This is a genomic window from Enterococcus sp. 3G6_DIV0642 (genome assembly GCF_002140635.1).
Taxonomy (GTDB): Bacteria; Bacillota; Bacilli; order Lactobacillales; family Enterococcaceae; genus Enterococcus_D; species Enterococcus_D casseliflavus.
This window is the reverse complement of the sequence record NZ_NGLH01000001.1, coordinates 2,249,393-2,262,814: the sequence shown is the minus strand read 5'-3', so window position 1 is coordinate 2,262,814 and position 13,422 is coordinate 2,249,393. Positions and strand designations below refer to the sequence as shown.

The 13,422-nt window shown below is 42.6% G+C and carries 9 protein-coding genes; 8 read left to right on the top strand and 1 reads right to left on the bottom strand.

Annotated features, from left to right (window positions below; translation table 11 throughout):
• The first annotated feature begins 44 nt into the window (after positions 1 to 44).
• Entirely contained in the window at positions 45 to 1,475 is a 1,431-nt protein-coding gene (locus tag A5878_RS10750) for a S41 family peptidase (RefSeq protein ID WP_060792211.1), read from the top strand.
• 31 nt (positions 1,476 to 1,506) lie between these two features.
• Positions 1,507 to 2,055 carry a signal peptidase I gene (gene lepB / locus A5878_RS10745; protein WP_005229602.1) on the top strand — a complete coding sequence of 183 codons (549 nt, stop codon included), beginning with the start codon at positions 1,507 to 1,509 and terminating at the stop codon, positions 2,053 to 2,055.
• Between the two features lie 129 nt (positions 2,056 to 2,184).
• On the opposite strand, the gene A5878_RS10740 is transcribed toward lepB, so the two are convergent.
• Positions 2,185 to 3,678 carry a helix-turn-helix domain-containing protein gene (locus A5878_RS10740; protein ID WP_060792212.1) on the bottom strand — a complete coding sequence of 498 codons (1,494 nt, stop codon included), beginning with the start codon at positions 3,676 to 3,678 and terminating at the stop codon, positions 2,185 to 2,187.
• Between the two features lie 343 nt (positions 3,679 to 4,021).
• On the opposite strand from A5878_RS10740, the gene A5878_RS10735 reads away from it, so the two are divergent.
• The 6 genes from A5878_RS10735 (at position 4,022) to dprA (ending at position 13,422) form a co-directional block, all read left to right on the top strand.
• Positions 4,022 to 7,597: a SpaA isopeptide-forming pilin-related protein gene (locus A5878_RS10735; protein WP_086295549.1), complete on the top strand. Its 3,576-nt coding sequence runs from the start codon at positions 4,022 to 4,024 to the stop codon at positions 7,595 to 7,597.
• Between the two features lie 54 nt (positions 7,598 to 7,651).
• Positions 7,652 to 9,520: a SpaH/EbpB family LPXTG-anchored major pilin gene (locus tag A5878_RS10730; RefSeq protein ID WP_086295547.1), complete on the top strand. Its 1,869-nt coding sequence runs from the start codon at positions 7,652 to 7,654 to the stop codon at positions 9,518 to 9,520.
• 19 nt (positions 9,521 to 9,539) lie between these two features.
• Positions 9,540 to 10,439: a class C sortase gene (locus A5878_RS10725; RefSeq protein WP_179190642.1), complete on the top strand. Its 900-nt coding sequence runs from the start codon at positions 9,540 to 9,542 to the stop codon at positions 10,437 to 10,439.
• A 421-nt stretch (positions 10,440 to 10,860) separates the two neighbouring features.
• Positions 10,861 to 11,727, top strand: a complete 867-nt coding sequence (gene ylqF, locus A5878_RS10720; RefSeq protein ID WP_086295545.1) for a ribosome biogenesis GTPase YlqF — start codon at positions 10,861 to 10,863, stop codon at positions 11,725 to 11,727.
• Positions 11,711 to 12,475 (top strand): ribonuclease HII, encoded by a 765-nt coding sequence (locus A5878_RS10715; RefSeq protein WP_086295543.1) that lies wholly within the window; start codon positions 11,711 to 11,713, stop codon positions 12,473 to 12,475. Before ylqF ends, A5878_RS10715 begins: the two co-directional genes overlap by 17 nt.
• A gap of 68 nt (positions 12,476 to 12,543) precedes the next feature.
• On the top strand, positions 12,544 to 13,422 hold the full coding sequence (gene dprA, locus A5878_RS10710; protein WP_086295541.1) for a DNA-processing protein DprA: 879 nt from the start codon (positions 12,544 to 12,546) through the stop codon (positions 13,420 to 13,422).

Here is a 13,422-nt window from a genome sequence, read left to right as displayed (position 1 = left end):
AAATGCTCAGAACGAAGTTGTTTTTTCTCAGAGAGGTGTTGTGAATGAAAAATGTAACGACAAGCCGATATATCGTTTCTCTTGTCTGTGTCGCGATTTTGTCGGGAGGCGGTGTCTACTTATGGCAAACAGCCCAGCAAAATCAGCAGACGACACAACCGGCGACAGAAACGACGACAGAAGCCAGCGGGATGGAGAAAATCCAGTCGTTGTATGACCAGATTCTTGCGAATTATTACCAAGAAGTCGATGAGGATGCATTGATTGAGGGTGCTCTTCAAGGGATGACCGATGCGCTTGACGATCCTTACACGACGTATCTGAACCAATCAGATGCGGATAACTTGGATCAGTCCCTCTCAGGAAGTTTTGAAGGGATCGGTGCTACTTTGTCGATCGTGGAAGACTATCCCGAGGTCGCACAAGCGCCAATCAAAAACACCCCTGCAGAAAAAAGTGGTCTGCGCATGAATGATCGAATCGTCAAAGTTGATGGGGAAGATACGCAAGGTCAGGAATTGTCTGAAGTCGTGAGTAAGATTCGAGGGGAAAAAGGCACGCAGGTGACGTTAACGATTCAGCGTGGAGCAGATACCTTTGATGTGGAAATCACTCGGGACGTGATCCCAATCGAAACGGTCCATGGTGAACTGGTTGAAAATGATGATACGATCGGTCGAATTGATATTACCTCCTTTGCCGAAAACACAGCAGCTGAGTTGAAAGAAACAATCACCGAGTTGCGGGAAGACGGTGCGAAGTCGTTTGTTCTTGATCTAAGACAAAATCCTGGTGGATTGCTGGATCAAGTCCAGATCATGGCAAGTATGTTTTTAGAAAACGGCCAAACGATCGTGAAGTTTGCCAACAATCAAGGGGTTGTCAGTGAGACCAAAGCGAGCGAAGCATTGGATGAAGGATTCAAAGTCACAGAGCCAGTCGTTGTTTTAGTCGACGGCGGCAGTGCCTCCGCAGCTGAGATTTTTGCCGCAGCCTTGCAAGAATCAGCGGATATCCCAGTCGTTGGTACGGAAACCTTTGGTAAGGGGACCGTTCAAAATGTGAAGGATTTGGGGGATAATAGTGAATTAAAAATGACGGTCATGAAATGGCTGACACCGAATGAAAATTGGGTCAACGATCAAGGTGTGATGCCAGACTATGAAGAGGATTATCCAGAATATGCGTATTTCCCGCCATTACCTCGTGATAATGCCTTAAAAGCTGGACAATCGTCAACGGCTGTCAACAATCTGAATCAATTTCTTGAAGCGTTAGGGTATGCCACGAGCGGCGATACCTTCAATGACGAGACGACTGCAGCTGTGAAAGCCTTCCAAGAAGCTCATGACCTAAAGGCAACTGGTGAAGTCGATGCCGACACTGCCCAAGCAATTGAAAAAGAAGTAGCAGAAAAACTCAAAGCAGAGGACCCAGCGTACTTAAAAGCACTGTCCTTGCTTTCAGAAAAATAAGTAAGGAATAAATCGGAGAGGAGGTAGATTTGTGAATGCCAAGAAACAGTGGATCGATCGTTTTTGGCTAGTCGTAAAATATGCCTTGATCGCCTTTGCAACAGCCTTCTTGATTCGGGCATTTTTACTGATTCCGGTTCCTGTTGAAGGGAACTCCATGGAAGGAACGTTGCAACAAGGAGATATGGTAGTCATCGAAAAGATTTCACCGATCCAGCGTTTTGATGTCGTTGTTTTCCAGCTGCCAGATGGTTCGACCTATATCAAGCGGGTGATTGGCTTGCCGGGTGAGTCGGTGAAATATGTCAATGATCAGCTTTACATTGATGATGAACCGGTAGATGAAGATTTTCTAGTGAAAAACCGCAGCAACGATCATGAGTCTGCCTCTTATACCAATGATTTTGATTTGGAATCTTTATTGGGCGTTGAGAAATTAGGCAAAGACAGTTATTTTGTCATTGGTGATAATCGACGTGCCTCTAAAGATAGCCGCTCCTTTGGTCCTATATCAGGCGATGCGATTTTAGGCAATGCCCGCTTTGTTTATTATCCATTGACTCATATTCGGCTGATTTAGACTGAGAAAAATAGAATGTTCCTAACTAAACATCCCCCCTTGGAATCATCTGTTGATTCCAAGGGGGGATTTTGTATAGCAATGATCCTTTTTCAAAAGGATGTGGTTTGTATCGAGAAAAGGGTGGACTTAGGCGCTATTGGCAGTTATTCTTTTTATTTTTTCATTAAAAGCAGCCAAAAGTTTCTGACACAAATTCGTTTCAAAATCACGGTAACGGCAAAAATCAATGATCGCCGTGTTTTCCTCAGTTGTAAAAGGAGGTAAAAGCTGTGGGGAACTCAGAATATAAAAGTCAAAAGGTTCCTCTGTTGGCAGCGTGATCCGTTCAATTTCAACATAGGGCAATCGTTCACATATATTAAACACTTCCATTGAGACCAAGTAATTGGATACATAGACAAAAGCAACTTTAAGCTTATATTTCTGTTCCTTTTCGATGTAAATGGGGTAAAGCAAACACGCTTGATAAAAAGCAAGATCCGTATAACAGGCTTTTAACCACTCGTAGCCTTTGCGGTTTGCTATTTTACGCCAAAAGCTCTGAATCGTATTTGTCAAAATCGTATGTAATGGGTACTTATCTTTGATTATAGTAGCTTCAAAAAAATTTAAAAGAGGAACTTTTTGCTTGAATATGCAGAACTTCAGCAATGTAAGATATGTATTCATATAAAGAAACGATTGTTGGTCGAAATCAAAATCACAGAGAAATTTTTGGCAGTGTGCTTCAAATTCAGCCATCAGTTCCTTTAACTCCGATTTTTCATGCTTGTAACAGTCTTGAATGATCGGAAGGCGCACGTCTGCCGCTGAAGTTAGCATTGGCCAGTAATAAAAAAGGAAAAACAAAGCATTGATCTCAAGAATATCTATAGCTGAATCAATGATTTCAAAAAACGCTGAAAAGAAATCAAGATTTTCACCACTGGGAATAAAGGACTGGTTCGTTAACTGATAAAGATTTGTCGCGTGGCCATTCTTGATACGAAATAGACAGATTTTGCAATGAAGCAAGGCTTCTTTTTTGCCAATCTCATACTTGCTTTTGTACTTCGTTCCTTCGTAAGTCACAAAAAGTTCTTCGATCTCTTGATCAAATGCCTTCGCCAAACTATCTCCTAAAGAAATGTGCCAGATAAAATTAAACAATAAGATGCGAATCACCATCTCCGAACCTGTAAGTGCCATAGCGGACTGATTTAACGTCACGTTGAATTCTTTCAAATGGTCTTGCAGCTTCTTTGTTTGCCGAAAGCAAGTCGAACGACTGATATAGTTTCTTTGGCAAAATGCCAGTAAACTTTCATCTTGATTGGTCAAGATGCTTAACAATAATTTGTAAGAAATACTTTCTTGCGCTAAAAATTGCTGATATTGGTTGTATTCAATCAAATTTTTAGGAAGATTCAGGGTGTTTTTATGTAATGAAAGATTCACTGGGGAGAGATTTTGCAAGTCGATTTGGATCGAGGAAAGTAAACTTTTCAATCGTGTTGCACTTAAGTGGGTCAGATTTTTCACGAACTCTAGGTTGTATTCACCCGGAGCAATTGATAATAGTTTTCCGTAGAGTCCGATTTTGTCTAACGCTCGGGTATCTAAGAGTATTTTTTCAATCAAATGATCACCTTCTTGTTTTATTAATAACGTATTTATATAACGGTGTAAAGACACGTCTCAAAACTTTTGCTTTTTTTTAGAAAAATTGAGACAAATTTTTCATAGAACTGTCTCATAAAGAACAAAAATAGAAATCGCAGGTGAAAAACGATAGTTTTTTTACATTATTAAATAACATATCGATAATGAATTAACTTTAAAATAACCAACTTTTTTTTCTTATGAATAACTACAGGTGTGCCAATTAGTTCTATTTTTCAGAAAATAAAAAAAAGAGGTGTCTTTTGCTTCTTTCTTGTATGATCAGCTTGTAATTTTTGATTCTTTGAAAGGAGGTCTTTTTATGTTTTTGACAAAGAGACACCACGGGTTCTCTTTCATTTTCTGTATGTTAGGGGGGATACTATTTTTCATTTATTCGAGTTTGCAAACAAACGGGACTGCAAGTGCACAAGAAGAACATACGATCACTATTGCTGAAACGAAGCAGATCAAACTGACTGGTCACCAAGAGGGCACTCAATTTTCTTTATGCTATCAGCTACCACAAAAAAACAAACAGCAGCGTCTCTGGGTACAACTATACGCGATCGATGAAACGAAGGAACAGTTGTTACTAAAAACAAGCAATGAAGAGATGACTCAAGTCAAGGATGATTCCGCACAGTCTTGGCTTACAACCCAAGATTTCTTGCAAACACCAACGGAACAAGAACTAATCTTTCAGCTGCCTGAAGAAACGAAAAAGCTAAAATTGATGATTCAGATCGAAGAATATGACAAGGAAGGTGAAGAATCGTACAACCTACTGTCTTCGAATGAATCAGTTTTTGAAATCCCACTTGCCACAAATTCTGCTTCTTCAGAAACATCAGAAGTCAATTCTGGCACTGGATCCTCTTCAGAAGCCGTGAGTGAGTCGACCTCGGAGCAAGCGGCGACTGAAAGTTCAAAAGAAGTTTCGAACGAAGAAACGAAGGAAGAGACAAACGAGACAGGAACGGCGACAAGTGCTTCTGAAGAGGAAACGCTCATTGAACCATTTAAACAAGAACGTCTTTATCAAAAAACGACTGTTTCACAAACTTTTGCTTCGATTGAACCAGATTATACGACAGACCAAAGCGGGACGTATCCTGCGGCGAACTGGAAAACTGATGAGAACAGTAACGTCTTAAATCATCAGGGGAACAAGGATGCAGGCGAAACGTGGGACGGCATAACTACATGGAATGGCGATCCAGCAAATTTGACCCATTCATATATTGAATATGGTGGTGTAGGAGACGAAGCAGATTTCGCGCTACGAAAATTTGCCAAAGAGACGAATACCCCAGGACTATTTGATGTCTACCTAAATGTACGAGGGAATGTTCAACGTCAAATTGATCCCATCGATGTCGTGTTGGTAGTGGATTGGTCAGGCAGTATGAATGAGATGGGACGGATCGCAGAAGTGAAAAAAGGCGTGGATCGCTTTTTGAATCAAATTGAAGGAAGCGGCATTCAGGATAGTGTCTACATGGGCTATGTCGGTTATTCCAGTGATGGCAGCAATTATCAAAACAAAACCTGCCAATTAGGAAAATTTTCTGAAGTCAAAGAGACGATCCGATCGATGACGCCAGAAACAGCAGCTGGGGGAACCTTTACACAAAGGGGGCTACGTCAAGCAGGGGATATGCTATCGACGCAAAATGGACATAAGAAAGTCATCGTTTTGCTAACGGATGGCGTTCCTACTTACAGTTATCATGTGTCTAAAGTGCATACCCAGGCAGACGGCAGTTATTATGGAACCGCCTTTTCTCTTACTCAAGACCAGCCGATGAATACATCGTTTCTCTACAATGGCTATTTTGCGTTTGATCAACAGAACAATTATAAATGGATCAACAATACCTTTATCGCCACGATTGGTGAAGCGATGGCGTTAAAAGAACGTGGTATCGAGATTCATGGGTTGGGGATTCAACTGCAAGGAGATCAAACCGCTGGGTATACAAAGGCCGATGTCGAGAAAAAAATGAGACAGATGGTTTCTGCTGATGAAGATGGCCATCTTTATTATGAGTCAGCCAATGAAGCAGCGGATATTGCCGACTATCTCGAGAAAAAAGCCCTTCACATTTCGGCAACAGTCACCGATGGCGAGATTACTGACCCCATTTTGCAGCCATTTGTCTACGAAGAAAATAGCTTGTCCGTCAAAAGTGTCGGGTCTGCTGCTCTAACGGTGCAGCCTGACATTTCGATGTCTGACAATACAATCCATGCTTCAGGTCTTTATTTAGGCGAAGGGCAAGAACTGCAAATTCATTATCAAGTGCGGATTCAAACAGAAGCAGCGGATTTTAAACCAGATACTTGGTATCAAATGAATGGCGAAACGGTATTTTATCCGAATCATCAGTCCGATCAAAAGGCATTGTTTGGTGTGCCATCCGCCAAAGCACCTGGGAAGGAGGTGACGATCAAAAAGCACTGGGAAGAATACGATGGCGATACCTCCAGTCGTCCTGAAACGATCTATATTGAAATAAGCAGGAGTCCTGTCAGCAATGAGAAAAGCTGGCAAACAGGGTATCTCAAACTTACTGAGACCGATGCCCAAGATCAGACAACTTGGGAACGAAGCAAAGTTTACGCGCTTTCTGAAAAGGATGGGACGGAGTACGAAGAAACCCGTCTACTGCCGCTGTATAACAATCAGGGAGAAACTTTTGATTATCAAGTCACAAATGAACGAGCAGTGGCAGGTTATGAAGCAACAAAAGTGGACGCTTATACTTGGAAAAATACAAAGGCGTTTATACCCCTGGCATTAAACCTGATCAAAAAATCCGCTGTAGGAGAGGTGAAGCTGACAGGTGCCGTTTTTGAATTGACGGGGGCAGGAGAGACAGTGACCCTTGTGGATCAAGGGGATGGAACGTATGGACTGCCAGCAGATACTGCGTTGCAAAAAGAGCAGACCTATCGTTTGGAGGAAGTCACTGCACCGGCGGGACACCATTTAGCTGAGCAAACCCAGTGGCTAATTCATATTGATACGCAAGGGAATACGACGATCGATGGGCAACCCGTCACAGTGGACGATCATACGATTACGCTGGAGATCACCAATCCGTTTACAGAAATTCCAGTTGCTATTCGAAAATATACGGTACAAAAAGAGCAGCAAGTACTGTTAGCTGGGGCTGTCTTTTCTCTGCAACAAAAAACAGCAGCGGGGGATTATCAAGAAATTGCCTCAGAAACATCGAATGACGTGGGGATGGCTGAATTTACGATCCTTGAGCCGGGCGCTTATCGCATCTCAGAAACAGCTGGTCCGCTTGGATACGATACGATTGTTGGTGATTATGAGTTTGTCGTTGGTTCAGACGGAAAGATCCAGTATCAAGGGGAAAACGTCGCTGCAGATGCCAACTGTTGGACTCTTACCCATGGCAATCAGTTAAAACCTTTTGATTTGGTGGTCAATAAACAGGATGAAGTGGGACAAGCGCTTGAGGGAGCCAAATTCCGCTTAAGCGGAAACGGTCAGACGATAGAATTACCAGAATCCCAAGAATCGCTAGCGGTATTTCATTTCCATGATCTAACACCGGGTAGCTATACCTTAGAAGAAATTGTTACGCCTGCAGGCTATGCTGGTTTAACAGCACCTGTGAAAATCAGGATCGAAGAGGATGGCAGTGTCTTGATTGACGAAAAATTGCAGCCGAATCTTCTTGTTTCTGGAGAAAAGAACAATCAAATAGAATTGATCGTCACCAATCAAGTAAAAGTGTCTCTTCCTGAAACAGGAGGGAATTGGCATGGGTGGCTGGCGATTCTTTCAGCAGGTCTACTAGTCCTTTTAACAGGTAGCTATCTGTACGTTACGCGCAAAGATAAGCCTTCATTAAAGTAATTTGACCATTCGTGAAAAAACGAAAATATCAAACATAGAAGAGAGGAAAGAACAATGAAAAAGATTTTTAATCATACGAAAATGGTTTGTCTCCTATTTTTACTTCTGCCATTTGTCTTTTTTGGAACGAAAAATCAGCAAGTATCCGCAGAGAGCAATTTGGCACAGGTCCATCTGCATAAAAAGAAAATGGTCAATTTGCCAGGTTCATTGATTCAAAATAGTGGGACTGAGATGGCAGAGTTTGATCAATACCAAGGCTTAGCCGATGTCACTTTTTCTGTCTATGATGTGACCACAGCATTTTATGAAAAACGATCTGCAGGGGCATCCGTTGAAGAAGCGAAGCGTCAAGTCCAAACCTTGACGCCTGGTTCCCCTGTAGCTAGCGGGAAAACAGATGCAGCCGGTGATTTGGTTTTTGAATTGCCGAAAAAACAAGCCGATCGGGATGCAGTTTACACCATTGTAGAAGACCCTAAAGCCGGTGTTACCACTGCTGAGAACATGGTGATCGCCTTTCCTGTTTACGAAATGATCCAACAAGCAGACGGGTCGTATGCTTACGGGGAAGAAGAATTAGACACGATTCATCTTTATCCTAAAAATACTGTCACAAATGAAGGAACGCTCCTTGTGAATAAACGAGGAACGGGGGAAAACGAACCACTGAATGATGCGGAATTTGTCATCTCAAAGCAAGAAGGAAACGCACAGACCAAGAAATATATTTTAAGTGCAGCCGATGGACTTTATACGTGGACGACTGACAAACAAGCAGCGTACCGCTTTTTAACAGGTAAACAATATGCTGCTGGAGAAACGACCATCGATGTTGATGAAAACCAAAAAGGACAGTTAAAAGTTGAGCAGTTAGAAACAGGCACCTATCAATTAGAGGAAACGAAAGCCCCAAGTCAAGCCGCTTTGATCGAACAAGAAACCATCAAGGATTTTTCGATCGCAGCAGGCAATGACGTCACGGTTGAGCTAAAAGTCAAGAATGACACGACAAATGTTACCAAAACAACACCACAATTAGACGGCAAAGACGTGGAAATCGGCGAAAGAATCCAATATCACCTAACGGTTAATATCCCATTAGGTATCCAAGACAAAGTAGGAGAAGAAAACAAATACAAACATTTCCAATTGATCGATGCCCATGATCCAGCATTGACTTTTGAAAATACAGCAGAAGGAGAAACGGGTTATGCGTTGTATGATGGAGAAAAGAAAATCGACGCGACGAATTACCAAGTAACGGAAAAAGAGCATGGCTTTACGGTAACCATCAATCCAGAATTTGTACCGCAATTAACGCCGGGAAATCAATTGCGCTTTGTGTATTATATGTATTTAAATGAACAGGCTATGCCTATCAATGGCTTTAAGAATGAAGCAAATGTAGAAACAGATTTCATGACGGATCAAACGCCGCCAAGCGTGGAAGTTTTGACAGGGGGCAAACGCTTCTTAAAAGTCGATGGGGCTGTGACCGCTACCGAAGAGCTGGCAGATGCAGTTTTTGTTGTACGAGATCAAGACCGTGATGATGCCAACTACTTGAAAATCGAAGAGGGAACCAAACAGGTATCTTGGGTACAAACAGCGGATGAAGCGACGAAATTTACCACAGGTACAGATGGATTGGTTGATATCATCGGGTTGAAATTTGGCGCGTACTATTTGGAAGAAGTAAAAGCACCGAAAAATTACGTGCTGCTAACAAATCGCATCGCTTTTGAAGTCCATGAAACGTCTTATGGAACGAAAGAGCAATTGGGAGAGCCCGAAAAAGTTCCTAACCGCCGCAAAGGAACCTTACCAGCAACTGGTGGTGTCGGCACGTATTTAATGGGCGCAATCGGAGTGGTGATCGTTGGTTTAGCAGGGGGTTATTTTGTAAAACGGAAAGGGTAAGTAAATGAGATGAAAAAGCATGATGAGTATCAGACGAAGAAATGGCGTAAAAGCACCAACTAGAAAAGTAACTTTATTGGATTTTTTGATGGGTGTTCTGCTGCTGCTAGGGGTTTTGATCATCAGTTATCCTTTTGTAAGTAATCAGCTCAACACGTTTTTGGATAAACAGTTGATCAGTTACTACCAAAGCCAAGCCAAAAAAATGAGTGAAATAGAAAAACAACAAAAAAGGAACCAGTTGGAACGAGCAAATCAAGAGCTGGCCCAGCAGCCCAGCAATCCTGGAATCAAAGAAACGCAAGATTCACCCGAAACAAGGGACTCAGAATCAGGCGATACACCTGATTACTATGAACGACATACGATCGGCGTTTTAAAGATCCCGGTGATTGGTGTCGTTCTCCCGATTTTTGATCAAACCACCGATACGCTGTTAAAAAGAGGCGCAACATTATTGGAGGGCGCTTCGTATCCAATTGGTGGTGAAGATACCCATGCAGTTCTGTGCGGACACCGTGGGTTAACGAGTGCAACGCTCTTTACTGATCTGCCTAAGCTGCAGATCGGTGATGAGTTTTATATTGAAACGTTTGATGATACATTGGCGTATCAAGTAGATCAGATAAAAACGGTCGACCCTGATGATACTCAGGCATTAAAAATTGTGAAAGGCAGCGATTACGTCACGCTGTTGACCTGTACCCCCTATATGGTCAATAGCCATCGTTTATTGGTACGGGGCAAAAGAATTCCTTATGTTGAAGAAAAAGAAACAGCCGCCGCCAAAAAAGCACAGCAGCAAAAAGTAGGATTGATGCTAGGCGTGATCACTGTTCTTATCCTCCTCTTGTTGATTAGTAACAGGATTCAGCGGAAAAAACGTCTTCATTCGAATACTTCCATTGATGAAAAGTAAGGATCGTTCGTTTTTCTCAATAAGTAGAAGAAAATGACTTTTTAACCTTAGTCAGAATGAAACATGTCGTGTGAAATATGGTACAATAACTAAGATAAAAGATAGCAAAAAAGCAGTCAGTCTATCGCGAGTGTGTTAGGAAAAACCAAAACAAAGCGGTAAGGATGCTTCATTCAACCACTTCCCCAAAATCAAAAAGTCAAGGTGCGTTGAAACAAACGCGCTCGAAGCTTTTCCTATGCATCAGGTTGGAAAAAGAACATTGATCCGCAAACAGTTCAGCTAGTTTGCTGCACTGATGGGTTTCTCTGACTCAAAAAAAGCAAGCGATCCTCGTTCTTGTCACCCATATATTACACGGATATCGAAACGACTGTCTTTTTTATCAATTCGAAGAAGTACCAAGGAGGAAAACGTTCAAATGACCATTCAATGGTTTCCAGGCCATATGGCGAAAGCCAGACGTGAAGTAAGTGAAAAATTAAAGTTCGTGGATATCGTTTTTGAACTCGTGGATGCACGCTTGCCGATTTCATCCCGCAATCCCATGTTAGATCAATTATTACAACAAAAACCACGATTGATCTTAATCAATAAAACGGATCTAGCAGATCCCGTTCAAACCAAAAAATGGGAGCAATATTTCCAAGCACAAGGCTATCTAGCACTGGCAATCAACGCCCAAGACAACCAAGGGGTCAAAGCCATTGTTCCTACAGCGAAACAAGTCTTGAAGGAAAAAATTGCTCGCGACAAAGCGAGAGGCTTGAAGCCTCGTGCGATTCGAGCAATGGTGATCGGCATCCCGAATGTCGGAAAATCGACCTTGATGAACCGCTTAGTAGGGAAGAAAATCGCTCAGACGGGCAATAAACCCGGCTTGACGAAAGGGCAGCAATGGCTGCGTTTTGGGACTGATCTAGAGCTTCTAGATACGCCTGGGATCTTATGGCCAAAATTTGAAGATCCTGAGATCGGCAAGAAGTTGGCATTGACCGGAGCGATCAAAGACCAGCTGATCCATTTGGATGATATCGCATTGTATGGTCTTGATTTTTTTGCCCGCTATTATCCTGAAAGAATCGCGAATCGTTACCAACTAAAAGCGGAAGAAGAGGCGTTGTTAGCGCCCGATCTGTTGATGAAAATCACGGAAAAACGTGGCTATAAAGACAATTACGATCGAGGAAGCGAACTCGTTGTCTTCGACATTCGGCAAGGGAAATTGGGCCGATATACACTAGATCGAGTGGAGGAAATGGAAAGCCAAGATGAAACAACCGATTAAGACAATCAAAGAGCGATTATTTGATCCAGCTTTCAATGACCAAGCGTATTTGCAGGCGCTGCAAGCAGATGAACGAGCGGGGGTCCAAAAGCTGCTGCAACAATATGAGAAACAGCGAGTGAAACACCAGCTATTGCAGGAAAAATACGAAGAAATGATGCGTTTTGAAAACGAAGCATTTCAGCAAGGCGCCCGTTTTATTGCTGGTTTAGATGAAGTGGGGCGCGGACCATTAGCAGGACCCGTTGTGTCAGCTGCGGTCATCTTGCCTAAGGAATGTCAGATCTTAGGTCTAAATGATTCCAAACAGCTTTCTGCCAAGAAAAGAGAAGAGCTGTTTATCGAAATTCAAAACAAAGCCGTTGCTGTCGGTATCGGCGTGGTCAGTCCAGAAGAGATCGATCGGATCAATATCTATCAAGCCAGTCGTCTAGCAATGAAAGAAGCCTTGATCGACTTAGCAGTCAAGCCCGAGTATTTACTGATCGATGCGATGACGATCGATACGGAAATCCCTCAACAAAGCTTGATCAAAGGAGATGCCCGTTCCATTTCCATTGCCGCAGCAAGTATCATCGCCAAGGTATATCGAGACAACTTAATGAAAGATTTTCATGAAGTCTATCCTTTTTATGGGTTTGATCAAAATGCTGGGTATGGAACCAAAGTCCATTTAGGAGGGCTAGCTGCCCGCGGAATCTGTCCTATTCATCGAAAAACATTTGCGCCAGTAAAACAATATCTATAAATTTCATCCATCCCTCTTTTTTTAGCGAATCTTATAAGTAAGATTACTAAGAAAAGAGGGCTTTGTTTATGAAGTATCAGCAAGCAACAGATTTTGAAAAACAGTTGATAAAACTGTACTACTGTCAGGGAATTGGTCTGCAAGGTTGTTGGAAGATCATTTGGCATTGGTTGGAAACAAAAGAGATGAATTGTTCGCTGGAAGAGATGATTGCCATCGGGGTCCTTCCACAGCACCGTGCGGTTTTTCGGCGATCATGGGAGCGATTGAAGGACGAACACATCGCACAAAAGATGGGCGCACAGAACTACCTCACTTTCTTCTCGGCGGAGTATCCGATGCTTTTACGACAAATCGCGGACCCGCCATTGATGCTTTTTTATGAAGGGAATCTGCAACTGCTACAAACGACCATGATTGGCTTTGTTGGTGCAAGAACGGCGTCCTTATACGCACGAAAAGTTTGCGAAAAGCTGATTCCACCTCTAGTGACGGAAAATTATACCATCGTTAGCGGATTGGCCAATGGTGTCGACAGCTTTGCCCATGAATCAGCCATCAGAAATCGTGGACAAACCATTGCTGTGATTGCTTCTGGGATGGACCATTGTTATCCGTCATCTTCCTACCGTTTGTTCCAGCAGATCCGTCAAGAACATCTGGTGCTAAGCGAATATCCGCACGATACCAAACCGCAAAGATACCACTTTCCGCTGCGCAATCGCATTATTGCGGGGATCTCAAAAGGGGTCTGCGTAATTGAAGCCAAGGAAAGAAGCGGTTCTTTGATTACGGCACAGTTAGCGATGGAAAATGGACGAGAAGTTTTTGCAGTGCCTGGTGAAATGATTTCGGATCAGTCAAAAGGTTGTCACCGCTTGATTCAAGATGGTGCAAAATGTACGATTAGCGTGTCGGATATTTTACAAGAGTTAGCCTTTTTTTGA

Coding starts and splice junctions, on each gene's coding strand:
- ylqF (WP_086295545.1), top strand. CDS start 10,861: ATGACCATTCAATGGTTTCCAGGCCATATGGCGAAAGCCAGACGTGAA.
- A5878_RS10750 (WP_060792211.1), top strand. CDS start 45: ATGAAAAATGTAACGACAAGCCGATATATCGTTTCTCTTGTCTGTGTC.
- A5878_RS10735 (WP_086295549.1), top strand. CDS start 4,022: ATGTTTTTGACAAAGAGACACCACGGGTTCTCTTTCATTTTCTGTATG.
- dprA (WP_086295541.1), top strand. CDS start 12,544: ATGAAGTATCAGCAAGCAACAGATTTTGAAAAACAGTTGATAAAACTG.
- A5878_RS10715 (WP_086295543.1), top strand. CDS start 11,711: ATGAAACAACCGATTAAGACAATCAAAGAGCGATTATTTGATCCAGCT.
- A5878_RS10730 (WP_086295547.1), top strand. CDS start 7,652: ATGAAAAAGATTTTTAATCATACGAAAATGGTTTGTCTCCTATTTTTA.
- A5878_RS10725 (WP_179190642.1), top strand. CDS start 9,540: ATGATGAGTATCAGACGAAGAAATGGCGTAAAAGCACCAACTAGAAAA.